This window comes from Rossellomorea marisflavi (assembly GCF_001274775.1).
Classification (GTDB): Bacteria; Bacillota; Bacilli; order Bacillales; family Bacillaceae_B; genus Rossellomorea; species Rossellomorea marisflavi.
This window is the reverse complement of the sequence record NZ_LGUE01000001.1, coordinates 1,504,010-1,529,202: the sequence shown is the minus strand read 5'-3', so window position 1 is coordinate 1,529,202 and position 25,193 is coordinate 1,504,010. Positions and strand designations below refer to the sequence as shown.

The following is a 25,193-nucleotide window of genomic DNA, read 5'->3' as shown; positions in this document are numbered from 1 at the left end:
CAATCGTTTTCAGTATGTCTCCGTGCACCTGAGGGGAAGATATCCTTAAAGGAGCTGAATGAAGATGAAACGAAAAGCCCAATGGGATGCAGCAGAGAAGAACAACATGACCCCCAAGAAGAATAAACAGGAAACAGAAGTATCTTCAGAATTCATGAATGGAGAAGACCCTGGGAAGGCGGCAAACCGCAATTCCAAACACGGCAAACAGGGGAATGGACAATGAAGAAACATGAAAAGAAAAACGAACTGAACGTACGTGAAGAGTTCGGTCTTGAATTCGGGGACATGAATGCGGCCAAATTAATGGAAGCATCCCGTAAGGAATTAAAGAAAAAAGAAGCAAATAAAAAATGTTAAGCGATATCGCTTAACATTTTTTATTTGAAGAGAAATCAGGAAACACCAACAGGGAATAGGGTGGAACGACCCGTGGTAGGTTCGAAATAGGCGAGGACATAGCCGTCCTTCCCATCTGTCCCGGTAATGGACTCCAGCATCGTATGCTTATACAGATCTTTCTCCGAAAGGTTCATCTCCATGAACTCTGCTCCCGCGCGTAAAGGGGAAGCGAGGATCTCCTGATAGAGTGATGAACGCTGTTCCTTGGTCATGGTGTTGCTCCACCATGGTTTTCTCGGCTTGTATCTTTGATTCTGGAGATAATCCAGCTTCATAAGGCCTTCAACAACCGAAAGGGATACGCCTTCTTTGGTGGAGAGGAATTCGCGAAGTCTTTTGAACAGGTCTTCAAGCTGGTGACCGATCCGGGACCACCCCTTTCCTTCCCAGTAGGAACCGAACTCCTGGAAGAAATCGAATGGAGTCTCGAATACTTCTGATACGAGGTATTCAATCGTCTGGTCCATGCGGTGGTCGTTCCAGTATTTTTCCAGTACGTCTTCCACTTGTTTGATTCGGACGATATCGTCAAACGATAGGATATTATTCCCGAGTATTTCATACGGAGAGTGGTCCATAAAGGTGTACTGATGATCGTTTGCACGTATTCTCAGGCCAGTACCCCTCAGCATCTTCAGGAAGCCGAGCTGAAGCTCTTCCGGCCTTAGTTGGAATACATCATTGAAGGTCTTTTTGAACGAATGGTAATCTTCTTCCGGCAGTCCAGCGATAAGATCCAAATGCTGGTCGATCTTTCCGCCATCTTTGACCATGGTGACGGTTCTGGTCAATTTATCATAGTTCTGTCTTCTCATCACGAGATCATTGGTCTCATCATTGGTGGACTGCACGCCGATTTCGAAGCGGAATAAGCCGGCAGGGGCGTTCTGATTCAAGAACTCGATCACTTCAGGGCGCATGATGTCCGCTGTGATCTCGAACTGGAAGACGGTACCCGGCAGATGCTCATCAATAAGGAATTGGAACATCTCCATGGCATAGCTTCGGCTTATATTGAAGGTGCGGTCCACAAACTTGATGGTTTTGGCGCCGTTCTGCATGAGGAACCTGATATCTTCTTTGACCTTCTCTCTGTCAAAGTAGCGGACACCGACTTCTATGGAAGATAAACAGAATTGACATCTGAACGGACAGCCTCTGCTCGTTTCAATATAGGTTACCCGTTTTGAAAGCTGATCGAGATCTTCTTCAAATCGGAACGGGGAGGGAACCTCACGAAGATCGATCTTGTTCGATTGTGGCCGGATGACGGGCTTATCATCTTTCATATAAGCAATACCGGCAACTTTATCCCAGTCCTCATCTCCATTGGCCTGTACAAGGAACTGTTTGAACGATTCCTCTCCTTCACCCAAAATGATGAAGTCCACATCGGTCAGGCGTTCCAGCCAGTACGGAACGTCATAGGTCACTTCAGGGCCACCGAGGATGATCTTGACGTCGGGCATGATCTTTCTCAGTATCCCGATGACGTTGATCGTTTCTTCGATGTTCCATATATAACAGCTGAACCCGATGACGTCGGGACGCTTTGAGAATAAGTCGGTTGCGATATTCAAGACGGGATCTTTAATCGTATACTCGGCAAGTTCAACATCAAAGTCTGGCTCGGCATATGCTTTCAGGCATCGTATGGCCAGGTTTGTATGGATATATTTAGCGTTCAATGTACTTAAAACCACTTTCTTCATACCTGTACTCCTTTATTTCCTCATTGATCGAGGTCACTGCATCACACTGTTCCCATTGTAGCGGAGAAGGCGAAAAAGCTCAATCTTTGTCTAAAATCAATTCAAATTTATTGTATTCCAAGGGAGGATTTCAATGAAAGATTTCGAATAGTATTATAAAACCATATGAAATGACATATAGTGGGGAAATGGGAGATATTTTCGTTTTGTTCCATTCCATCCACCAAAAAGGGACTGACTCAATGAGCCAGCCCTTTCTATTGGGTTTTATCTTGTGTTGATTTCTTTTTTTGAAAATAACTTTTGAAATCGGGAGGTCCTGAACTCGACGAGAGGCTGAGTCAGGCTCGTAAAGAACTTGGTCGAAAACAGCATCGTCAATACAAGGGACACGCCAAGCAGGACAAGGATGCTTGTGGTGGGGTTGATTTCATCCTTCAGCGCACTGACCCTGAACAATCTGACAAGGAATCCATGCAGGAGGTACACATAGAGGGTGTTCTTACCCCATTTAGTGAAGAACTGCTGCTTGGTCGGCACGAAAGAGAAAAAGCTGAAGATCATGATGATATTCAGTGCGTATACGGCAGCTCGAATCCCCATTCCGTACAGATTACTCCAGTTGAAGTCACCATAAGGTTTGGACCCAAGGAGCCATTTGTCCGAAAATTCCGGTATGAGGAACATTCCCAGGAAGACAATGATGAATGTCAGACCGGCTGCCAGGCGCATCTGCGATGTCTTGAAGTAATCGAAGTGCTCTTTTTTCAGATAGTAACCGAGGAGGAACATCGGGAAGAAGACGAATGTCCTCGACAAACTGAGCGTACTCGAGATACTGTCTGCGAATCCTACGATCAGGCCAAGTGAAAATGCCACTGTCAGTCCTGCCGCAGGACCGAATTTGAACCATTTGATGAATGCATAAAGCAGTGCGTTCCAGCAGAACAGGCTGATAAGGAACCACAGGGACCAGTGAGGCGTCAGTGGATCGACTTCAAGGGTGGAGCTGTCATATAGGAAATAGTAGTACACGGTATAGATCAACTGGAACACGATATAAGGCAAAATGAGCTTTTTCGCCAGCTTCTGGATATATCCTTTCTTATAAAACCCTTTGGCAAAAAATCCTGCAAGCAGGATGAATGCCGGCATGTGGAAGGTATAGATGGTTTTATAAAGGGAAAGGATGACGGGATCCTTTTCAATATACGATCGGATGATGTGACCGAATACGACGAGGAAGATCAGGATGAATTTAGCATTATCAAAATATGAATCACGCTGTTTCATGGGCTCACCAACTTTAACGATTTCATTGTTTCATTCATACTTTCCCTAGGATACTATGGGTAAAACCTTCATTTCATTGTTAATTATCGCCAAGGGGTTGTGAACATATGCAGACTGTATTACTAAAGTCGTCTTTAATGAAGCAGGGGGATGTAGAAATGACTAACGGCAGTAAACTTGATTTGGAAGTATTGAAGGAAGAATGTCATCCTATCGATAAGGAAATCTGCTCAGCATCACCACTTCCCATGCTGGTGATTAATGAGGAAATGAAGATTCATTATGCAAATCGCGAAGCATGCACGACCCTTGCCGCTCCTATGGAAGAGCTTATAGGGAAGCTGTTCAGCACGTATTTTACTTCTGTTCCAGCCCCTATCGTCTCCCATTATAAGGAAGTGATGGAAACGGGCAAATCCCTTGAAGATGAAACGCTCATGAACACAACGGGTGATAAAATCATCCATGTGGAGCTGATCCTCAAAAAATCGACCATTTCTCCCAATGCCTATCTTTACTTCAAGGATGTAACACAGCTGAAGGAAAAGGAACGGAAGGATCATATGAATGTCCATCTCCTCTCGAATATCTTCCAAAATGCTTCGGAAGGGATCGTTCTCTTTGATATCGACGGAAATATCAGCGATGTGAATCAGGCCTTCTGCATCCAGGTGGGCATGGATAAGAGCGATGTGACAAAGCGGAACATCAGCTGGTTTGTTCCTGAAAATGCCCATTATAAGATCGATAAGATCAAAGAGCTGATCGTCGAACATAAAAAGGCCAGGGGAGAGATCCCGATCCGTAAAACGCACAGCGTCTCCATCGTGGAATTCACCACGAGTCCGTATGTCCATCATAAGCTACATATGGCGATCCTGAGGGATGTGACGGAAAAGAGGCAAATGGAAATACAGTTGAAACGAAACGAAGAACTCTTCAAAGGGCTGTTCGAAGAGGCCATCGACGCCATCGTCCTGTGGGATCAGGATGGGCGGGTACTGAAAGCCAATACATCTGCCTTGAAAATCTTTGAATGTTCCCTTTCGGAGCTCCTGTCCAAAAGGATCAAGGATTTTGTCTACCCACTTGAAGTGCAAAAGTTCGATCTTCTCATGGAACAGCTCACGATCTCAGGTGCTGTAAGGGATGAAGTGTTATTTCTTATGCCCAACAACCAGCTCAAGCACCTTGAATTCACCTCCAAGCTTCATTCCGTGGACGGGTATAATATGACCATCTTCCGAAATGTGAGTGAGCGCTATCAGATGGAGAAAGAGCTCAGGGAAAGTGAAGAGCGCTTCCGTAAGATCTTTGAGGGCTCTCTGGATGGGATGCTTTTGACAAACCACAATTATGTTGTCGTGGACTCCAATCCGGAGGTGAGTGAAATACTGGCCTCTCCGAAGGAGAATCTGATTGGTAAAGATGTACGGGAAATATTAAATATCGACCCTGAGGAAGACAAATATGCAGGCTATCTCCGCCAATTGAAAGAAGAAGGTCAGGCAACCTACCAGAAGTCCCTGTATCAGAAAGGGAGATTGCAGCATGTGGAGCTGTCATCCAAGTACAACCTCCTGTCCAACTTGAATTTGACCATAATCAGGGATATAACCGAACAAGTCGAAATGCAGGAACAGCTGCGGAAAAGCGATACCTTGAGCGTGGTCGGAGAGCTTGCCGCCGGTATCGCCCATGAAATCCGCAACCCGATGACGGCATTGAAAGGGTTCATCCAGCTTCTCGAGAACAGCATCGGGCATGAACATGAAATGTACTTCAACGTGATCACCTCTGAATTCCAACGGATTGAATCCATCATCACGGATTTCCTTGTGTTGGCAAAACCACAGGCCATCCAGTATCAGGAAACCAACCTCATCAAGATCATGAAAGATACGGTGGAACTGCTCAACGCTCAGGCGGTGATGCATAACGTCCAATACAGGGAGCACTACCAGGAGGGACTTCCATGCATCATTGCCGAGCCGAATCAATTGAAGCAGGTGTTCATCAATATCATCAAGAATGCCATTGAAGTGATGACGCAGGGTGGATTTATCTCGATTGCCATAAATGAAACGGACAATGGTATGATTCACATCGAGATTCAGGATGAAGGGAGCGGGATCTCGAAGGATAAAATCAAAAAGCTCGGTGAACCATTTTATACAACAAAAGAACGGGGCACTGGACTCGGCCTTATGGTAAGCTTTAATATTATCAAGGAGCACAAAGGAACGGTAGAGGTTGAGAGTCAGGTGGGCAGGGGCACGACCTTTCATATCTATCTTCCGAAAATCTGAGGGAGGGATCGGTAATGGAACCCATCCACAAGACGATCGATTCGCCGGTCGGTCCATTGAAGATCACAGCAGACGACCATGGACTCATCTCCATTGAATTTTCTGAAGGAGAACCTGATGAGGGGCCAGGTCACCATATAATAGATGAAACAAGTTCGCAGCTTCTGGAGTACTTCAAAGGTGAGCGGAAATCATTCAATCTACCACTGAGGTTGGAAGGTACCCCATTCCAGAAGGAGGTATGGACTTCCCTCCAGGAAATCCCCTATGGAACAACCGCTTCTTATCAAGAAGTGGCAGAAAAGATCCGTCGTCCCAAAGCCGTCAGGGCCCTTGGACAGGCGAATAAAGCGAACCGTTTTCCCATTGTCATACCGTGTCACAGAGTCATCGGGAAGAACAATCAGCTGACAGGTTATGCAGGGAAACAGGTGGATAAGAAAGCCGTTCTTTTAGAATTGGAAAAAGCATTCTGCAATTGAGGGAACTTCAAAAAAACCTATCAAAAACGTACTGTATTTCCTAACGGAATCGTCAGTGCGTTTTTTTTTTGCTGAATACGTTGAAACAGACGAGAACACGAGATATGAATATTCAGAGAAAAAGGATTGAGTTTATTTTGATATTAGATTATTATCTAAATAGATACTCATCTAATTAGAGGGGGTGGTTGTAAGTGCAACTGAATAAGCAGGTTGAATTTCATAAAACGCTAGGGGATCCAACGAGGCTCAAAATCATTTACCTTTTGTCAGAGGGGCCGCTTCACGTTGGAGCGGTGGCGGGAAAGCTCGGTTTGACGGCGCCGACCATTTCCCACCACCTATCACGATTGAAGGATTGTAACCTGGTGTACTCAAGAAGGGAAAAGAATACGGTATATTACCACATCAATACGAAGGTCCTTATGCATCATGGGAAGGTGCTACAGCAGTTTGCAGAGGGAACGAAAGGGGAGGAACGGAATATGGATCAACGGGTACTAGAGAAACAAAAGGTCATGAATGCCTTCATCGGTAAGGATGGGAAAGTCAGCCAGCTCCCTGCACAGCAGAAGAAGCGATTGTATCTACTGGAACATTGGGTGGAAGGACTGGAGATCGGGAGAAAGTATGAAGAGAAGGAAATCAACGCCTACATTAAACAGTTCCATGATGATTATGCAACGGTTAGAAGGGAATTCATCATTCATCAGTTCATGTTCAGGGAAAACAGTATCTATGAACGAAACCCAAAGGAAATGTGGGGAAGTGTAAAGTCATAGAAAAGACAAAAGCCAAGAATCTGCATTCTTGGCTTTTGTGTTGGACTTAGTTCAGTGTATCGGCAATGCTCTGTTTGAAATCGGGATAAAGGATTCCGTTTTCGGTGATGATAGCCGAAATCAAGTCGTGGGGGGTCACATCGAATGCGGGATTGAAGACAGGGACGCCTTCTGGAGCGATGACGCTTTGGCCCAATGTGGTTACTTCGGTGGATGACCGCTCCTCGATCTCAATGTCGTCTCCTGAGTCGATGGTCAGGTCAAACGTCGAAGAAGGAGCGGCAACATAGAAAGGAATACCGAAATGTTTGCACAGGATGGCTAAGGAGGAGGTTCCGATTTTATTGGCTGTATCCCCGTTTGCCGCAACGCGGTCCGCTCCTACGATCACCGCTTCGATGCCTTTTGTTTTCATCGTATGGGCAGCCATATTATCCGTAATGAGCGTCACATCGACCCCCGATTGCTGGAGCTCCCACGCCGTCAGTCTCGCGCCTTGAAGGACTGGTCTGGTTTCGCAGGCGAACACCTGGAAATTCCGGTCTTTTTCACGTCCAATATGGAACGGTGCCAAGGCGGTTCCATATTTACTTGTAGCGATGGATCCAGCATTGCAGATGGTCATGACCCTTTGTGCATCGTGAAGGAGTTCTAGGCCATTCTCGCCGATCCTCCGGCACATATCCTCATCCTCTGCATGGATCTGTATCGCCGTATGGAGAAGGTCGGTCTTGGCTTCGTTGACCGTGCCTGCCTGATCCAGTTCACGCTCGAGACGCTCGAGGGCCCATGAAAGATTCACAGCAGTCGGACGGGAGGAGAGGAGATACTGTTTTTCCTTCTCGAACCATGTCTTGAACTCTTCAAGTGATTCCGTTTCATACTCTCCTGCCGCCTGGGCAAGCCCATATGCCGCCGTGATGCCGATGGCAGGCGCTCCCCTTACTTTAAGGGTGATGATAGCATCATAGTAATCCTTTATGGTATAGAGATGGACATATTCCACTGCCCCGGGAAGTTTTTGCTGGTCCAGTATGACCAGGTGGTCTTCATGCCACTCCAATGAAGTCGGTATGGTAAGTTGTGGTGTCATGGGTTTAAGAAAGCTCCTTTAAATAAGTTTATCGAGTAGATCCTGGATTGAACGGATGCGATGGCGCTCAAGGATACATTCCCTTCCGAGGGCAAGGCACGTCTTTTTATACAAGACCCGTTTTTCTTCGTCCTGAACCGAGTCAAGATCCTCCACGTGAGCAAGACCGATCGTCCTTCGGATCAGTTCGCAACCGAGGAAACCGATCGTATCTGCAAAGCTTTTTTCTAGAACATACTCAAGGTATCCATCAATTTTGGTGTAGGCATCTTCACTTTGATCCCAGAATTGTGAGAAGGTGGACTCGAATACGTCCCAAGTGGTTTCAATATGACGAAGGATCTCTTCCTTCTTCGGCTTTTCTTCGCGGACGACAGCCTGGAAAATGAGATTCGCCAGGAACTGTCCGAGATCAAAACCGATAGGACCGTAAAAGGCAAACTCCGGATCAATGACCTTAGTTTCCTCTTTGCCTGCAAAGATGCTTCCCGTATGCAGATCACCGTGGAGAAGGGCTTCCCCCTCCGTCAGGAAGGATCTTTTCAGTTTAGCGACTTCCAGCTTCAGGGGCAGGTCGTCCCAAAGATTCCGGACCTCTTCTTCAAGGGCCTGTTCAAATTCATTCGTTTCACTATTGAAGAACGGGTCGGTAAAGACAAGATCTTCAGTAATCTTGCATAATTCAGGATTCGAGAACTCTTTGACATATCCCTTTTTCTTGAAAGGATGGAGAGCATAATCGGAAGTGAAGAACAGTGTCGCTCCGAGAAATTCCCCGATGTCCTTCGAAAGGGAGGGATAGATTTCTCCTTTGTTGAGGCCTTTTCTGGCGATTTCAAGATGGCTCAAATCTTCCATGATCGTGATCGCAAGTTGTTCATCGGAATGATAGACTTCAGGGACAAGACGCTCTGCAAGGGATCGCTGGAGAGTCAGGGCCCGGGCTTCGATCCTGGCGCGGTCGAGGGTCAACGGCCAGCTTTCGCCTACGACTTTTGCGTAAGGAAGGGCCTGTTTGATAATGATGCTTTTTCCGCTTTCACTGCTTGCAATGCGGAAGACGTAATTGAGATTGCCGTCTCCGATCTCTTCACAGGTCAGATTTTCCGATGGGTCAAACAGGGAAAGGTCTTTGGCAAGGCTTATAGCAGATTCGATCGTCAGGGAATGATAATGTTTCAATTGAGTGATGGCCATGGGGGTTCCTCCTTAAAATGGTTTTGCAGGAGGCTTTTCTTGTGGAATGAGAAAAGCCTCTTCCGGTTGTGAAAGAGGCTTGAAGAATACTTCGTCGCCTCTTATCTCTCAGAATGGAATCATTCTGTTGGAATTAGCACCGTGCCCTGGTCAGGCGCATCGAATCTGCGCCCCGTCTTTCAACGGTATTACGGTCGGTTGCTGGGCTTCATAGGGCCAAATCCCTCAGCCAGCTCTTGATAAGAGTTGCATATTTAATTTGTTCAGAAAATTACCATTTGATTGACATCATACCACCTGGCGTTTTTTAGTGTCAATGCTTTTTTTTAAAAGACGTTTTGAACGATTCTCTCTGTATCAACGATAAAAATCAGGAAGGCGATCGTCAAATATGGGTATTTGCTTTCTTACTTCATCGACGGTATCAAGATTGACAGCGGCTGTCACAAGTTCTTCCTGGAGGGATCCTTCAGCGAGGATCTCTCCCCACGGATCGATGATCAGGGATGATCCTCCGAACGTATTATCCGGATCAGAGCCGACGCGGTTGCATGCAGCAACATAACATTGATTTTCAATGGCACGTGCACGGAGGAGGACTTTCCAGTGGTCGATCCGCTGTTCAGGCCATTCTGCACTGACGAAAAGGATCTTTGCTCCGGAGAGAACATGCTTACGCACCCATTCGGGGAAGCGGATGTCATAGCAGATGAGGCCGGCCATCTGCTCGCCGGAAAGCGTGAATAGACCGTCCTCTTTTCCCGGGAGGAGGTAGTGATGTTCATCCATTAATTTGAACAGGTGAAGCTTTGAATACCCTTTGACGAAGTTACCCTTGGAATCGATCACGATCAATCGATTATCGATTCCCGAATCCGTTTTATTTGCAACGGATCCCCCGATCACGTTTATCCGATACTGTTTTGCAAGACGTGATAGGAAGGCAATGGTCTTTTCACTGTTTTCATCCGCGATTCCCTCTATCCTCTTAAGGTCATATCCTGTTGTCCAAAGCTCAGGGAAGACAAGGATATCGCATTGTTCGCTTTCTGCTTGTTGAAACCACTTTTCTGCTTGTGCGTAGTTGGATTCTGGATCTCCAAACCGGATGTCCATTTGCGCGAGCCCGATCTTCATATGATCAGCACCTTTCATGGAGAATTGTAAGATTTTACTTTACATTCGTTATTTTCCGTTATATCATTTGTAGCTAGAATTTGAAAGTGAAGAATATTTGAACATTCAGAAGGTGAAAAGATGAAAACATTCCCATATGCGGATCGCCTCGATTCGCTGCCAAAGCAATTTTTCGCTGAATTAACAGCTAACGTCCAGCGTGTCGTTAATGAAGGACACGATGTCATTAACCTTGGGCAGGGTAACCCTGATAGGGCCACACCTGAACATATTGTAGATCGTTTGAAGGCTTCGGCCGAAAACCCATTGAATCATCGCTATTCTCCATTCCGGGGGATGACCTCTTTCAAAGAGGCGGTTGCGCTTTTTTATAAAAGGGAATACGGAGTAGAACTGGATCCTTCCAGGGAAGTGGCCATCCTCTTCGGTGGAAAAGCGGGTCTCGTTGAGATTCCACAGTGCCTGGTGAATCCTGGTGAATCCGTTCTGGTACCTGACCCTGGGTATCCAGATTATCTATCAGGGGTGGCTCTTGCAGATGCGGAGATGAAGGTGATGCCGCTGCTTGAGAAGAATGATTTTCTCCCCGATTACAGCCAATTGAGCGAAGAAGAACTCGAAGGTTCCAAGCTCATGTTCTTAAATTATCCGAATAATCCTACCGGGGCAGTAGCAACGTCAGCATTTTTTGAGGAAACGGTGAAGTTGGCGGTTGCCCATGACATCTGCGTGGTACATGATTTTGCCTATGGAGCGATCGGCTTTGAAGGCAAGCGTCCCAAAAGCTTCCTGGAGACTGAGGGTGCCAAGGATGTGGGAATTGAAATCTATACGCTTTCCAAAACCTATAATATGGCGGGGTGGCGTGTGGGATTCGCCGTCGGGAATGAGAGCGTGATCGAAGCCATCAATCTCATGCAGGATCATATGTATGTGAGCCTCTTTGGCGCCATCCAGGAAGCAGCGGTGACGGCGCTCCTCGGATCACAGGAATGCGTCCGGGACCAGCTTGAAATCTATGAAGGCAGAAGGCATGCCCTCATCGATGGGCTGAAATCCATCGGCTGGGATGTGGACGCACCAGCAGGCTCATTTTTCGCCTGGCTCAAAGTTCCGGAAGGCTTCACGTCGATGGAATTATCGACCCTGCTTCTTGAAAAGGCCCATGTAGCCGTGGCACCTGGCATCGGATTTGGTGACCACGGGGAAGGATACGTCCGTGTAGGTCTCCTTACCAGTGAGGAAAGGCTTCAAGAAGCTGTGAAAAGGATTGAAAATTTACATTTGTTCGATAATAGGGATTGACAGGACTCCCGATCGATGCAATAATCCTACTGGAAACCAAATGAATAGATTCTTATCAAGAGCAGGCGGAGGGACTGGCCCGATGAAGCCCGGCAACCGACTCATTATGAGCACGGTGCTAATTCTTGCAGCAGACGCTGGGAGATAAGATAGAGTGATGGATTGAAAGCCTCTTCTTATCGGAAGGGGCTTTTTTGATTGTATAAGGAGGTAGGCAGAACATGAGTGAAGTGATTGCAACGTATAGATTGCCAGGGGCAAAAGGGTCGTTTGAAAAAAAGGCAGAAGGCATCGCCTTGGGCTTGACAGTGGGTTCTTGGACAGACCTTCCCCAACTCGAACAAGAGCAACTGCTGAAATTCAAGGGAAGGGTCGCTTCCATCAATGAAGAGGCCGGTGAAGGGGTGGGAGAAATTTCGATCGCTTACCCCGGTAGGAATTATTCAAATGATCTCCCTGCGATATTGACAACGGTCTTCGGGAAACTCTCCCTGGATGGTCAAGTAAAGCTTATCAATCTTGAATTCAGTGACGATCTGAACCGTCACTACCCGGGACCACGGTATGGTATCGAGGGGATCAGGGAACTCGCAGGCGTCAAGGATCGCCCCCTCCTCATGAGCATTTTCAAGGGCGTGATCGGAAGGGATCTCGCTTATATGGAAGATCAGCTGCGTGCCCAGGCCCGCGGAGGTGTTGACCTGGTGAAGGATGATGAAATCCTTTTTGATAACCCCCTGACGCCTTTTTATGAACGGGTGAAAAACGGCAGGAGGATCCTTGATGAGGTGCAGCAGGAGACAGGTAAACGGACGCTCTATGCGGTGAACCTGACCGGACGGACGTCTGAGCTTCGCGAAAAGGCAAGAAGAGCACGGGAGCTTGGGGCGGATGCCTTGCTATTCAACGTATTTTCTTATTCTCTCGATGTTCTTCAAGAACTCAGGGAAGATGAAAACATCGGACTTCCGCTCATGGCCCACCCCGCCTTTGCAGGAGCCGTCGCCCAGGCTCCCCATCATGGAGTCGCCTACTCCTTATGGCTTGGGAAATTTTTGCGGATGACGGGAGCGGATTTTTCCCTTTTCCCTTCCCCCTACGGAAGTGTGGCACTGGAGAAAGATCAAGTACTGGCCATCAGTAGAGAACTTACGGATGAGCCCTCACCGTTCAAAAAGACATTCCCTGTCCCATCGGCAGGTATCCATCCAGGACTAGTACCACATCTTATGGAAGATTTTGGTGAGGGGTGTGTGATCAATGCCGGCGGCGGCGTCCACGGACATCCGGGAGGTGCTGAAAGCGGAGGGCTCGCCTTCCGACAGGCAATTGAAGCGGTGAAAGCGGGAATCCCCCTTGAAGAAGTCCAAGGAGAAGAGCTTAGAGTCGCTCTAAGCTTATGGAGCAAGGGAGGGAAGGGCTGATGACGGAACGGATCATCTTATGTGATTTTGATGGAACGATTACGAAAACCGACAATATCATCTCCCTCATGAAGCAGTTTGCCCCCCCTGAATGGGAGGGGCTAAAAGATGCCATACTTGACCGGTCGATGTCGATCGAGAAAGGGGTAGGGGATATGTTCTCCCTTCTGCCTTCCCGACAAAAAGATGAGCTCGTAGACTATCTCTTGCATACGGCGACCATCAGAGAGGGATTCGGGGACTTTGTTCAATTTGCGAAAGAGGAAGGAATTCCGTTATACATCGTGAGTGGAGGGATCGATTTCTTTGTCCGCCCACTCCTGGACGGATATGGGCCGTTTGCAGGAATCTACTGCAATGAAGCGGATTTCACCGGTCCCTTCATTTCCATCAACTGGCCCTATCCCTGTGATGGGGAATGCGGGAATGGAGGCTGCGGATGCTGTAAACCGTCCGTCCTCCGCTCCCTTTCCATACCGGTTGGTGCAGAAGTGATCGCCATCGGTGACTCTGTGACAGACTTGGAGATGGCCAAGGTGGCAGATAAGGTGCTTGCGAGGGATTATCTTGCGGATACTTGCAATGAATTGGGGATCCCCCATATTCCATTTGAATCATTCCATGACTGCGTAGAGGCGCTAAGGGAAGGGGTGAGGGCATGAGCTACCAAAGAGAATGGGAAGAGCTATCCGCCATCAAGGGGGAACTTGCAGAGCGTGACTGGTTCATGGGCACTTCAGGCAACCTGGCTATCAAGGCCGGATCGGCCCCCGGTGCCTTCCTGGTAACCGCCAGCGGAAAGGATAAGAGGAAAAGGACGGCAGAGGATTTCCTGCTCGTTGACCTGGATGGGAACCCACTCGAGGAAACGAAACTCAAGCCATCAGCAGAAACCCTCCTCCACACGCATATTTTTAAAAGGTCACAGGCAGTCTGCTCCCTCCACGTTCATACCGTAGCCAATAATGTGGTCAGTGAGCTTTATGGGGACCAGGGACAGATCACCTTCAAAAATCAAGAATTGATCAAAGCGTTCGGAAAATGGGGGCAGGATGATGAACTCATCATTCCCATCATCCCGAACTACGCGGATATCCCGACCCTTGCGAGCACCTTCTCCCATCATGTTGATGAAGACGCCGGCGCCGTGCTGATCCGGAATCACGGGATCACGGTTTGGGGAAGGAGCGGCTTTGAAGCAAAAAAGCTTCTCGAAGCATCTGAGTTCCTATTTCAATATCAGCTTTCTCTCTTATCACTAAAATCCACCGTTCAACTTCAATCATAAAAGGAGGAAAAATCATGACAACAATCAAGGTCCAAGGAAGCGGTAAAGTCATCGAAAATCAAGAAGAGGTGATACAGTATCTGGAGGAGCAAGGGGTCATTTATGAACATTGGGACATCGGAAAATTGAGCGGAGACCTTCAAGAAAAATTCGACTTGACGGACGTGGAAAAAGAAAGGATCCTCACAACGTTCAAGGATGAAATACAAGATATTTCAGCCAGGCGGGGATATGAAGCGTGGGATATCATCTCATTGTCAGACAGTACACCGAACCTTGATGAACTGTTGAAGAATTTCCAGCAGGAACATCACCATACGGATGACGAAGTCCGCTTCATCGTCAGTGGTCATGGGGTATTCATCATCCAGGGAAGCGATGGTGATTTCTTCGAAGTCCATCTGAATCCTGGGGACCTGATATCCGTACCGGAGAACATCCGCCATTATTTCACACTATCAGATGACAAGAAAGTAGTGGCTGTAAGAATCTTCGTTACGAAAGAAGGATGGGTGCCGATCTACTGATGTTCACCACTATTAAAACCCGTTCCCGCCCCGATGGGAACGGGTTTTAATATGGCAGTCGATGTCGAATTTTCGGCTATAACTGATTGTTTTGTCTTGTTTTGCGGTTCTATTTACTTTTCTGGTAAACCCTGAGATAATGCTCAAATAAAGCAAGCTATCAAAAGGGGTTAGATGGATGAACCAAATGCTGAAAAGAAAGTGGTTATTGCTGAAGATCAATCAAAAGCGATCGGAAATGATCGCTCTCGGGGAAACGCACGGTCTTGGTGCAAGCGAGACCTTGGCGTGCAGTCAGGAACTTGATCGCCTCTTGAATGAGTATGATAAGGCTTCCCTGAATCGAAGCGAGGCCGAAATGGAATACTATAGTAGACATTTGCTCAAAAGACCCGCATCGTAACATGACATCTGAGAAATCCTCCAGAAAAATCACTCCGTGAAAACACGCATCGCATCGACTACTACCTTGGAGGGACGCCCATTATAGGGCGTCCTTTTTCCGTTAGAACCTAAGTATTGGAAAAAACAATGTCAGTTCCTTTGACAAAAACACTGCAGATTTGTATAATAGTTTGAAACCGAGATATTTAAAGGAATGAAAACTATGAGTGAATCCAAGCAATCCCTTAAGCTATTCATTGTTCTATCGAGGGCTTTTAAAGCCATCAATGAGGAAATAAATAAACACATCCAGGAAAATGGATTGAATCCTACGGAATTTGCCGTCCTGGAACTCCTTTATCATAAAGGAGATCAGCCCCTCCAACAGATTGGAGGAAAGATCCTTCTTGCGTCCGGTAGCATCACTTATGTCGTGGACAAGCTTGAAAAGAAGGGCCTTCTCAACCGCGTGGCCTGTCCGAATGATCGAAGGGTCACATACGCCCAAATTTCGGAAGATGGCAGGGTGATGATCGACCGTATCTTCCCCGATCATGAGAACAGGATCCATGAACTGATGTCCACCCTTACTCCGGATGAAAAAGAAGAAGCAATCGGACTCCTCAAGAAATTGGGATTGTCGATTAAAGATCTTTCCTACTGAATGCCTGCAAAAGCAGGCTTTTTTTCATGGTCAAAATTAGAGGTAGGGAGGGAAATGGACATTCATTGGCGAAATAGTAGAGAGCCCTGAGAGATTCTATACAAAATGGAGGTCACAATGAAAAAATTTGAAGAGTATACATACGACAGACCGGAACTCGATGAGATAAAAGAACGATTCTATGAAGCCTTGAATCAACTGAAAAAAGGTGAAAGCATGTCCCAGCAGGTTGAAGCTATAGAGAAGATCAATAGGATCCGCATGGAAGTCGATACAATGGAGAATCTCGTGTATATCCGTCATTCCATCGATACGAACGATAGCTTTTATAAAGCGGAACAAGACTATATGGATGACCTGTCCCCTGAGATGCACGGTCTGGTTACAGAATTCTATCATGTACTGCTTGAGTCTCCGTATCGCAAAGAATTGGAGGAGAAATGGGGCAACCAACTTTTTTCACTGGCAGAAAGTGAAATCAGAACCTTCTCACCCGAGATCATCCCACTCCTCCAAAAGGAGAATAAGCTTTCCTCAGAATATACAAAGCTGATGGCTTCGGCCAAGATTCCTTTTGAAGGGGAGGAGAGGACACTTGCCCAGATGGGGCCATTCAGCCAATCTCCAAACCGGGAGACGAGGAAGCAGGCGGCAACAGCCACAACCTCTTTCTTTGAAGAGAACAGAATTGAACTGGACCGGATTTTTGATGATCTGGTGAAGGTGCGACATGAGATCGCCGTGACCCTCGGTTTTGATAACTTCGTCGAACTAGGCTATCACCGGATGACAAGGACGGATTATACGCCTGAAATGGTGGAGATCTTCAGGCGTCAAGTAGAAGAATTCATCGTGCCCCTTTGTGTCGAGCTGAAGGATAGGCAGGCTGATCGAGTCGGTCTGCAACATCTTACATTTTATGATGAAGGATTTAAATTCTCTTCGGGCAATGCAGATCCAAAAGGGGATCCTCAATGGATCATCGCTAACGGGAAACGGATGTATGAGGAACTTTCCACGGAGACGGCTGAATTCATTTCGTTCATGCTCGACCGCAACCTATTGGACCTTGAAGCGAAAAAGGGAAAAGCAGGAGGCGGGTATTGCACATATATCGCTGAATACGAGTCCCCTTTCATCTTTTCCAATTTCAACGGGACGTCTGCTGATATCGATGTTTTGACCCATGAGGCAGGGCATGCCTTCCAAGTATATAAAAGCAGGGGCTACGATATACCTGAATACCACTGGGCTACCTATGAAGCGAGTGAGATCCACTCCATGAGCATGGAATTCTTTACATGGCCGTGGATGGAGTACTTCTTCAAGGAAGATACAGAGAAGTATAAGTTCACCCATTTAAGTGAAGCGTTGATGTTCCTTCCTTATGGAGTGGCCGTGGATGAATTCCAGCATTTCGTCTATGAGAATCCGGATGCTTCACCAGACGAGCGGAAGCAGATGTGGAGGAGCCTCGAACGGAAGTATTTGCCCCACCGTGATTATGACGGCTTCGGATACCTCGAGGAAGGTGGCTTCTGGCAGAGGCAGTCGCATATTTACAACTCTCCGTTCTACTATATCGATTATACCCTCGCCCAGATCTGTGCCTTCCAATTCTTCAAAAAGATGAATGAAGATCGTGAGAGCGCGTGGGCATCCTATTTGGATCTCTGTAAGTTAGGTGGGAGCAAGTCCTTCCTGGAGCTGCTTGACGCGGTCCAGCTCGACTCCCCGTTTGTGGAAGGGACCGTGGAGAAGGTGATCGACCCGATCCGAAAATGGCTTAATGAAGTGGATGATCAATCGTTATAAGGAAAAAGGTGTTTTAGTTATAGTAAAACCCGGATTCCATTGCCTGAGATAAGGCAATGGAATCCGGGTTTTCATTTTGTTTCATGATCCTGACGATTAGATTGTTCCAAGCGGTTGGTTGGAGTGCAAGACGAAGACTCCAGCGGGAAGAGTAGCGGATGTGAGACCCCGCATGCTTGCCGAGGAGGCTCACGGGCTACCCGCGGAAAGCGAAGTCTTGCACGGGAATCATGAGGGCTAGTAAGAACCTATATTAATCGTCTTCGTCATAATTTTGTTTTTTTCAAACTCCTTTGTCGTGCTTATTTTTTCAATTCTTTCTTTACCTTTTTATAGAAGAAAACTTCGTACAGGACAGGTAGAAGAATGAGCGTCAGTAAGGTCGAAGACGTCAATCCACCTATTACTGTGATGGCGAGCCCCTTGGAGATGAGCGTACCTGATGATGTTGTGAACGCCAGGGGTAGAAGGGCCGTAATCGTCGCAAACGCCGTCATGAGGATCGGACGCAGCCTCGTTTTGCCCGCTTCGATCAGGGAATCCCTGATGGTCATACCTTTTTGTTCCCTGTTTTGCCCTATGCGGTCCACGAGGACGATGGCGTTGGTGGTCACGATTCCGATCAGCATGAGCAGGCCGATCATAACCGATACGCTGAGTGGTTCATTGGCGACCGACAGTCCGAGGAGAGAGCCGATCGGCACAAAGATCAGGGATGACAGGATGATGAACGGAATCCTTGCTTTCCCGAATGTGATCAGCATGGTGATGTAGACGAGACCGATGGCGATCAGCATGGCGAGACCGAGATCCTGGAACGTCTGTACCGTTTCGTCGCTTCCGCCTCCACCCTCGAATGATACATCGTCAGGAAGATCGAGCTTCTTCACACCGTCCACTGTTTCTTGTGACACGGTGCGGATATCATCACTTGAGATCTGTGCGCTGACACGCGCATAGATCTTTCCTTCTAGCTTCTGGATCGACGTGTAGCCTTCGACTTCATCAATTTTCGCGATATCTGTAAGCGGGACTGGCCCCTTCGCAGTGAATAGGGTGAGATCTTCAAGTTCCTCTTTGGAGGATGTTTGATCCTCATAGCTTAATTGTACTTTTCGATCCGTCCCGTCCAGCGGCAAAGTCCCGACAGATACGGGTTCTGTCTGGTCCGTCACGGTCCCGAGCACTTGGAAACCGGACACGCCCGCTTTTGCGGCCTTCTCAGGATCGATATCGATGATGATCTGCTTTTGTTTTTCAGAGAAGTTATTGTTCACATACTTCAATTGATCTTGATCCTTCATGTACGCTTCTACTTCCTTCGCAGCAGTTTGAAGGGAATCGAGGTTATTGGAGAAAAGATCGATGTCCACGTTGTTGTTGCTTGGAGGACCACCAGTCTGCTGCTCCTGGACGCCGAGTTTTGCATCGGGTTCATCTTTGTATACAATGTCTTCCATATTCTTTTGCAAGTCCTCTAGATAAGCATTCACATTCGTATCTTCATCGAGGGTAAGGAAGTAATTGGCCTGGTTCTTCCGTTTCAATCCAGTTTGGAAATCACGGCTACCTATACCTGCCGTCACTTCTTTGATTTCTTTCTCCCCATCGAAGAATTCTTCCAGCTTCATGGACACGTCATTGGTCCTTTCAAGTGAAGTGGAGGACGGGAGTTGGACACTTGCCACGAGCTGCTTTTGCTCTTCATTTGGAATGAAGGTGAAGCCCAGCCTGCCGGCAAGTGCAAAAGACCCGAGAAGGGTGACAAGGGATAGGGCGATGATGACGGTTTTATGGTTCAACGACCACTCAATTGCCCGTGCATACCATCGTTGTAGTCTCCCTTCCTTTTCCTCTGGCGGAACTTTCTTGAATGAGAATTTGGACAGAATCGGAACGATGGTGATGGCAACAAGCAGGGATGTGAGCAGAGAGAATACAATGGTCAGTGCGAACGGAAGGAAGAACTCTCCCGTCACTCCGCCGACGAATCCAAGCGGAAGGAATACTACCACTGTCGTCAACGTAGAAGACGTGATGGCTTTCAGGATTTCTTTTGTCGAGTCCTCAATGATTTGATCATTGATCTCTTCACCTGACTTCCTGACGCGCCTGAATATATTCTCAATGACGACGATACTGTCATCCACTACGCGTCCCACTGCCACGGCCATGCCCCCGAGGGTCATGATATTGAGTGAGATATCGAGCTGAGCCAGGAAAATCGAAGACACGAGCAGCGACAAGGGAATCGAGATGATGGCGATGATCGTCGCACGGATATTCCGTAAGAACAGAAGAACGGCCAGAGAGGCGAATACGGCGCCGAGAAGACCTTCTTTCACCAAGGTCTCAACGGATTTTTTGATTCCGTCTGCCGAATCGAATCCGATGGCATAACTGAAGTCATCCTTGTAATCTTTCATTACCTCAAGAACCTGATCAGCTACTTCCACGGTGTTGGCGTCCTGCTTTTTGGTGATGGCCATGGAGAATGAATCTTCCATATTATAACGGGTGATTTCAGGACGGTCGGTCACCTCTTCAATTTTGGCAATATCACCAAGGGATGTTGGAGTGGCCTGTGGATTGACCTTCGATGTTAGGACAATCTCTTTCAACTGGTTGATGGTATCGACTTTCTCTTGCACCCTTACAGGGACCTGAATATTATCCCCATCGAGATTCCCAGCGGGGAAAGAAAGGTCCTTTTCATTGATCTGGTCTTTGATATCCGTCAAGCTGAGTCCATTTTCAGCTGCTTTATCTTTATCGATGGTAATTTGAAGAAGTTCTTCCTTCAGTCCACCGACAGAAACGGAATTGACTCCCTCGATTTTCTTCAATTCAGGGATGACGTCATCTTCCAACAGGGACTGCAAATCAGCATTATCCTTTGCAAATAGCGAGATATTGAAGATCGGAAGCGCTCCGAATGAGGTCCGGCTGATATCGGTGGTCACTTCATCCGGAAGGTCGCTGTCAGAGATGAGGGAGTCCACCTTCCTTTCCACTTCATCCATGTCTGTATTGAAGGGGAATTCAAGGTTGATGACTGAAATCGTTTCGTAGGTGGAGCTTGATACTTGTTTGACTCCTTCGACACCTTTGAATTTCTCCTCGAGATCCGATGTCACTTTATCGTCGAGATCGCCGGGGGATGCCCCAGGGTAAACGATTTCAACTGAAAGCTGAGGAAACTCGATATTCGGGAGCAGATCCAGTTTGAGTTTCTGGAACGAATATAGCCCCCCGAGGATGAGAAGGAATGAAATGATAAAGACCGCTACTGCATTCCTCAGGCTAAAACGGGTAAAAAAATTCACGTGGATTCCTCTTTTCTGTATGGTTTCATTTATGTGATCCCTCATATGTTGGTAAGGGACACAAGACTTATTTTCATTATAATGACAAAGACATGAAAAAGCCCGTGGGAATATGTTCGTTTTACACTATTTCTAAATAGACATAACAAATGGGTGCAATCTGTACTTCTGATTCGGGGGGCCTGTACATACAGTTATAAGAGTAGAAGTACGAGGTGATGGAATGAAACGACTATCGGGCGCTTTTCAAATCGCCGCCGTATACGTGGGGACGGTCATCGGTGCCGGGTTTGCAACTGGAAGGGAAATTGTTGAATTTTTTACGAGATTCGGGATTTATGGATTGGTGGGTATCGTGGTAAGCGGGTGGCTGTTCATTATGCTAGGGACGAAGATCCTCGTGATCAGCCATGATATCAAAGCGAGATCTTATGAGCAGTTCAATGAATATGTGTTCGGCAAGTGGTTCTCAAAAGGGATGAATCTGTTGATGATGCTCATGCTGATCGGGGTTTCAGCGGTGATGGTGGCAGGGGCGGGAGCAGTCTTCGAAGAACAACTGGGCCAATCGAGGCAATTCGGTATCGTTCTTACGCTTGGTCTAGGGTTCCTGACGATGCTTGTGGGGACCAGGGGATTATTTGCAGTCAATACCATCGTGGTGCCCCTGATGATCTTTTTCAATCTGTATCTGCTTTATGTCTCCTTCACACACCAGCCTGATCTCGGCATGGTGCTCTCAAAGGGAGATGACAGTCTGGGGTGGAAGACGGTGCTTTCACCCTTTGCCTATGTGGCTTTCAATCTTGCCATGGCCCAAGCGGTCCTCGTTCCGATCGCCGGTGAATTGAAGGACCGGAAGATGATCAAATATGGGGGATACCTTGGAGGTGTCCTGTTGACGGTCATCCTCATCTCCAGTCATTTGACGCTTAGCCTGATCCCCGATGTCACCCACTATGAGATTCCCATGGCGGTCATGATGAAGACGTTTGCTTCAGGCATGTATCTTCTCTATATCATTATTATTTATGGAGAAATCTTCACGTCGGTCATCGGCGGGATCTTCGGTCTGGAAAAACAGCTTTCGGGCTATCTATCCATCCCGGGAGTTTTTGTATTCACTATGATCATTGTCGTGATTTACAGCCTGAGCTTTTTTGAATACAGCCGTTTGCTATCCTATTTATATCCGCTATTCGGGTATATGAGCATCCTGTTTATGCTCCTGGTTGCCTGGAAGAAGGGACATAAGGCAGTACCTTGATCATATGGATAAGAACAGGCCGTCAGTTCACTGACGGCCTGTTCTGTGCGACTCATGCTTCCACGACGGTATAATTTTTATGATTCACAACGGTTTTTTCCTCTAACTCAAGATCCCGGTAGTTCTTCATATACGTTAAATCTACGATCACTGAGTTTTCGTTCACCTTCTCGACGACTCCTTTTAACCCATTCCTGAATTCAATGACATTCCCAATCTCCGCTTTTTTCATTAGAGGCATCTCCTTTTTACCAGAAATCTACAAACGATTATTAATATTTTGACGTAAAGTGAGGAAAGAGTAAAGAGTTTTTGGAAAATTTCATCAAGAAAAAATTCTTGAGGTTTCAATATGACCCGATAAAATAGGAAAGAGAATCAAAAGGAGGATCTACCATGGATGTCAAAGAGATTGAAGGATTAGTGGAAGGATTGCGAACTGGGGAACTAAATGAAGTGTATGTAAGAAAAGAAGACTTTTTGTCCTTTCGATCGGTCCTTGTGAAACAAAAGGATTTCAAGCACTTCAGAGGTATAGCTGCACAAGGGGGACACGCCGTTTATCATTATCTGGAGACAGCCAGAAGTTAAAGACCACCTGTACGTCCGCAGGCGACGTTTCTTTCACAGAATAACGGGTAAGCTTGTAGAGAATGTACTGTCAGAAGGGAGCAAGGGATATGGAACGAATCATCTGCATCACAGGAGGGACAAATGGGATCGGCCGTGGTCTCGTGAAGGCATTCGCTGAAAAAGGCTGGATCGTGGAATTCATGGATATAGACGAAAGTGGTCTTGGGTTTGCCGAGGAACTGAACGGACAAGGTCATAAGACCCGCTTTCATAAAGTCGATGTAGGAGATCACGCTGCCGTTGCAGGTGCATTTTCAAAGATCGGTGCCGATCACGGAAAAGTGGACGTCATGATCAATAATGCGGGAGTCTCGAAATTCAAGTCGTTCTGGGAGCTCGAACCGGAGGAGTGGGACCGCATCCTCTCTGTTAATCTAGGAAGCGTCTTCCACTGCAGCAGGGAAGCGGCGAAACTGATGAAGGAGGGAGGCGGTAGCATCATCAACCTGTCCTCGACTCGCGCTTTCATGTCAGAGAGGGATACAGAAGCTTACTCAGCCACCAAAGGAGGGATTTACAGTCTCTCCCACTCCTTGGCCATCACGCTTAGTGAGTACGGAATCCGCGTCAACTCCATCAGTCCAGGATGGATTGCGACAGAGGACTATGAGTCCCTGAGGGACATCGACCATGCCCAGCACCCTGCCGGGAGGGTCGGGAAGCCGGAGGATATCGCCAGAGCCTGCCTATTCCTCTCAGACCCGGAAAATGACTTTATAACGGGTGAAAATCTCATCATCGACGGCGGGATGTCACGAAAGATGATCTACGAACATTGAACAAATGGAGTCTGAGACAAATATGTTTTAGTCATAGTAAAACCCGAATCATTTGCCTACGATAAAGCAAATGATTCGGGTTTTAAATTTGTTTAATGAACATTCAAATTTCATCGTTTCCAGCGGTTGATCGGAGTGCAAGACGAAGACTCCAGCGGGAAGAGTAGCTGATGTGAGACCCCGCAGGCGTGCCGAGGAGGCTCACGGGCTACCCGCGGAAAGCGAAGTCTTGCACGGAGATCATGAGCGGTATTAAGATCCTATACTGATCGTGTTCGGCATTAAAGGGGCTTTATTTAGTTTTGTCCCATCCTCATTTTATTTGTGTTTATGGATAGAATTATTTGATTATTGCTAATATTTGTATACTGTTTTACACTTAAGGGGGTATAATCAATAAGCTAAAGACATTCTCATAGAAGAGAAAAGGGGGAAGACGGATGTCTTCATTACAAGAATTGAAAAAAGAAATGGAAAAAGTACTGGTAGGAAGGGAAAAAGAAATCGATCTTTTGATGATCGCCCTTCTCCAGGATGGACATGTGCTCCTGGAAAGTGTTCCGGGGACCGGGAAGACCCTCATGGCCAAAACCTTTGCACAATCGATCAGTGGGTCTTTCAAACGAATTCAGTTCACGCCGGATGTACTGCCGAGTGATGTGACGGGAATCCAATTTTTCAACCCGAAAACTCAAGAATTTGAACTAAGGACCGGACCCGTCCTCACAAATGTCCTCCTTGCAGATGAGGTGAACCGTGCCACACCAAGGACACAGGCAAGCCTGCTTGAGGTGATGGAAGAAAAGCAGTTCACCATCGATGGCGAAACCATTGAACTTGAACCGCCCTTCATTGTCATCGCCACTCAAAATCCGATTGAATCTCAGCAGGGAACATTTCCGCTTCCTGCCGCTCAGCTCGATCGATTTTTGTTGAAGATTCCTTTCGGATATCCGGATTTCGAGGAAGAGCGGAGCATCCTCGGACGATTCAAGCGTCCGCTGGCGAAGGATCCCACAACGGCAGTAATGGACCTGGAGACGATCCGCCGTTTGTCCAAAGAAGTAAAGGAGACCCATGTGTCCGCTGATATCGAAACCTACATACTCAAAATCACAAGGGCGACACGTGAGCATGAGTCGATCGAAGTGGGAGCGAGTCCAAGGGCCAGTCTTGCCTTATTGAAAGCCTCTCAAGGATATGCCTTCATCAACGGCCGAGACTATGTGACCCCTCATGATGTCGAGGTGACGGCGCCTTATGTACTTGAACACAGGATTTCCCTCACTTTGGAAGCTTCCATGACAAAGACGACCGGGGAAGTGATGCGGCAGGTTCTTGAGCGTGTCATGGTACCGGTAGAAGCGAGGTAGG

The 25,193-nt window shown here is 47.2% G+C and carries 24 protein-coding genes and 2 riboswitches; of the genes, 17 read left to right on the top strand and 7 right to left on the bottom strand.

Translation table 11 applies throughout. The annotated features are described in order from the left end of the window. Positions 1-64 precede the first annotated feature (64 nt). Both AF331_RS22725 and AF331_RS22720 read left to right on the top strand, forming a co-directional pair. Positions 65-226, top strand: coding sequence for a hypothetical protein (locus AF331_RS22725; protein WP_162838951.1), 162 nt, complete (start codon positions 65-67; stop codon positions 224-226). Next, a complete protein-coding gene (locus AF331_RS22720; RefSeq protein WP_162838950.1) occupies positions 223-360 on the top strand; it encodes a hypothetical protein in 138 nt (45 codons plus the stop codon). The genes AF331_RS22725 and AF331_RS22720 overlap by 4 nt, the downstream gene beginning before the upstream one ends. Before the next feature lie 35 nt (positions 361-395). Here AF331_RS22720 and AF331_RS07635 read toward each other — a convergent pair whose 3' ends face one another. Both AF331_RS07635 and AF331_RS07630 read right to left on the bottom strand, forming a co-directional pair. Continuing rightward, the gene (locus tag AF331_RS07635; RefSeq protein ID WP_053427491.1) at positions 396-2,114 is read right to left on the bottom strand and encodes a B12-binding domain-containing radical SAM protein; all 1,719 of its coding nucleotides are present in this window, start codon (positions 2,112-2,114) and stop codon (positions 396-398) included. 267 nt (positions 2,115-2,381) lie between these two features. Beyond that, on the bottom strand, positions 2,382-3,407 hold the full coding sequence (locus AF331_RS07630; protein ID WP_053427490.1) for an acyltransferase family protein: 1,026 nt from the start codon (positions 3,405-3,407) through the stop codon (positions 2,382-2,384). 158 nt (positions 3,408-3,565) lie between these two features. Between AF331_RS07630 and AF331_RS07625 the strand changes: the two genes are divergently transcribed. From AF331_RS07625 to AF331_RS07615, 3 genes are all read left to right on the top strand, one after another. Continuing rightward, the gene (locus AF331_RS07625) at positions 3,566-5,716 is read left to right on the top strand and encodes a PAS domain-containing sensor histidine kinase (protein WP_160316498.1); all 2,151 of its coding nucleotides are present in this window, start codon (positions 3,566-3,568) and stop codon (positions 5,714-5,716) included. A 14-nt stretch (positions 5,717-5,730) separates the two neighbouring features. Then, complete coding sequence (locus AF331_RS07620; protein ID WP_053427489.1) at positions 5,731-6,198, top strand: methylated-DNA--[protein]-cysteine S-methyltransferase; 468 nt, start codon at positions 5,731-5,733, stop codon at positions 6,196-6,198. Positions 6,199-6,392: 194 nt separating this feature from the next. After that, positions 6,393-6,980, top strand: coding sequence for a DUF2087 domain-containing protein (locus AF331_RS07615; RefSeq protein WP_053427488.1), 588 nt, complete (start codon positions 6,393-6,395; stop codon positions 6,978-6,980). A 46-nt stretch (positions 6,981-7,026) separates the two neighbouring features. On the opposite strand, the gene mtnA is transcribed toward AF331_RS07615, so the two are convergent. From mtnA to AF331_RS07600, 3 genes are all read right to left on the bottom strand, one after another. Further along, positions 7,027-8,073: an S-methyl-5-thioribose-1-phosphate isomerase gene (gene mtnA / locus AF331_RS07610; protein ID WP_053427487.1), complete on the bottom strand. Its 1,047-nt coding sequence runs from the start codon at positions 8,071-8,073 to the stop codon at positions 7,027-7,029. Positions 8,074-8,091: 18 nt separating this feature from the next. After that, positions 8,092-9,270 (bottom strand): S-methyl-5-thioribose kinase, encoded by a 1,179-nt coding sequence (gene mtnK, locus AF331_RS07605; protein WP_053427486.1) that lies wholly within the window; start codon positions 9,268-9,270, stop codon positions 8,092-8,094. 98 nt (positions 9,271-9,368) lie between these two features. Beyond that, positions 9,369-9,516: riboswitch (SAM riboswitch) on the bottom strand. A gap of 111 nt (positions 9,517-9,627) precedes the next feature. Further along, positions 9,628-10,425 carry a carbon-nitrogen family hydrolase gene (locus AF331_RS07600; RefSeq protein WP_235576333.1) on the bottom strand — a complete coding sequence of 266 codons (798 nt, stop codon included), beginning with the start codon at positions 10,423-10,425 and terminating at the stop codon, positions 9,628-9,630. A 102-nt stretch (positions 10,426-10,527) separates the two neighbouring features. Here AF331_RS07600 and AF331_RS07595 point away from each other — a divergent pair, with 102 nt between their 5' ends. From AF331_RS07595 to AF331_RS07560, 8 genes are all read left to right on the top strand, one after another. Continuing rightward, positions 10,528-11,712, top strand: coding sequence for a pyridoxal phosphate-dependent aminotransferase (locus tag AF331_RS07595; protein ID WP_053427484.1), 1,185 nt, complete (start codon positions 10,528-10,530; stop codon positions 11,710-11,712). Between the two features lie 49 nt (positions 11,713-11,761). Next, positions 11,762-11,863, top strand: a riboswitch (SAM riboswitch). A 70-nt stretch (positions 11,864-11,933) separates the two neighbouring features. Next, positions 11,934-13,136: a 2,3-diketo-5-methylthiopentyl-1-phosphate enolase gene (locus AF331_RS07590; RefSeq protein WP_053427483.1), complete on the top strand. Its 1,203-nt coding sequence runs from the start codon at positions 11,934-11,936 to the stop codon at positions 13,134-13,136. Beyond that, positions 13,136-13,798 carry a 2-hydroxy-3-keto-5-methylthiopentenyl-1-phosphate phosphatase gene (locus AF331_RS07585; RefSeq protein WP_053427826.1) on the top strand — a complete coding sequence of 221 codons (663 nt, stop codon included), beginning with the start codon at positions 13,136-13,138 and terminating at the stop codon, positions 13,796-13,798. Before AF331_RS07590 ends, AF331_RS07585 begins: the two co-directional genes overlap by 1 nt. Continuing rightward, a complete protein-coding gene (locus tag AF331_RS07580) occupies positions 13,795-14,424 on the top strand; it encodes a methylthioribulose 1-phosphate dehydratase (RefSeq protein ID WP_053427482.1) in 630 nt (209 codons plus the stop codon). The genes AF331_RS07585 and AF331_RS07580 overlap by 4 nt, the downstream gene beginning before the upstream one ends. A gap of 14 nt (positions 14,425-14,438) precedes the next feature. Then, a complete protein-coding gene (locus AF331_RS07575) occupies positions 14,439-14,951 on the top strand; it encodes a 1,2-dihydroxy-3-keto-5-methylthiopentene dioxygenase (RefSeq protein WP_053427481.1) in 513 nt (170 codons plus the stop codon). Positions 14,952-15,129: 178 nt separating this feature from the next. Next, positions 15,130-15,354 carry an aspartyl-phosphate phosphatase Spo0E family protein gene (locus AF331_RS07570; protein ID WP_053427480.1) on the top strand — a complete coding sequence of 75 codons (225 nt, stop codon included), beginning with the start codon at positions 15,130-15,132 and terminating at the stop codon, positions 15,352-15,354. Positions 15,355-15,549: 195 nt separating this feature from the next. Further along, entirely contained in the window at positions 15,550-15,999 is a 450-nt protein-coding gene (locus AF331_RS07565; RefSeq protein ID WP_079515865.1) for a MarR family winged helix-turn-helix transcriptional regulator, read from the top strand. A 117-nt stretch (positions 16,000-16,116) separates the two neighbouring features. After that, the gene (locus AF331_RS07560; protein WP_053427478.1) at positions 16,117-17,814 is read left to right on the top strand and encodes a M3 family oligoendopeptidase; all 1,698 of its coding nucleotides are present in this window, start codon (positions 16,117-16,119) and stop codon (positions 17,812-17,814) included. 302 nt (positions 17,815-18,116) lie between these two features. Here the strand turns inward: AF331_RS07560 and AF331_RS07555 are convergent, their stop codons facing one another. Then, complete coding sequence (locus AF331_RS07555) at positions 18,117-21,140, bottom strand: efflux RND transporter permease subunit (protein WP_053427477.1); 3,024 nt, start codon at positions 21,138-21,140, stop codon at positions 18,117-18,119. Between the two features lie 223 nt (positions 21,141-21,363). On the opposite strand from AF331_RS07555, the gene AF331_RS07550 reads away from it, so the two are divergent. Next, positions 21,364-22,407: a YkvI family membrane protein gene (locus AF331_RS07550; protein ID WP_053427476.1), complete on the top strand. Its 1,044-nt coding sequence runs from the start codon at positions 21,364-21,366 to the stop codon at positions 22,405-22,407. 52 nt (positions 22,408-22,459) lie between these two features. Here AF331_RS07550 and AF331_RS07545 read toward each other — a convergent pair whose 3' ends face one another. Continuing rightward, positions 22,460-22,639 carry a YkvS family protein gene (locus AF331_RS07545; RefSeq protein WP_048004243.1) on the bottom strand — a complete coding sequence of 60 codons (180 nt, stop codon included), beginning with the start codon at positions 22,637-22,639 and terminating at the stop codon, positions 22,460-22,462. Positions 22,640-22,803: 164 nt separating this feature from the next. Here AF331_RS07545 and AF331_RS07540 point away from each other — a divergent pair, with 164 nt between their 5' ends. The 3 genes from AF331_RS07540 to AF331_RS07530 all read left to right on the top strand — a co-directional run bounded on the left by AF331_RS07540 (position 22,804) and on the right by AF331_RS07530 (position 25,192). After that, a complete protein-coding gene (locus AF331_RS07540; RefSeq protein WP_053427475.1) occupies positions 22,804-22,998 on the top strand; it encodes a hypothetical protein in 195 nt (64 codons plus the stop codon). A gap of 89 nt (positions 22,999-23,087) precedes the next feature. Continuing rightward, positions 23,088-23,819, top strand: a complete 732-nt coding sequence (locus AF331_RS07535) for an SDR family NAD(P)-dependent oxidoreductase (protein ID WP_082346798.1) — start codon at positions 23,088-23,090, stop codon at positions 23,817-23,819. 440 nt (positions 23,820-24,259) lie between these two features. Next, a complete protein-coding gene (locus AF331_RS07530) occupies positions 24,260-25,192 on the top strand; it encodes an AAA family ATPase (protein WP_053427473.1) in 933 nt (310 codons plus the stop codon). Position 25,193: the final 1 nt, after the last annotated feature.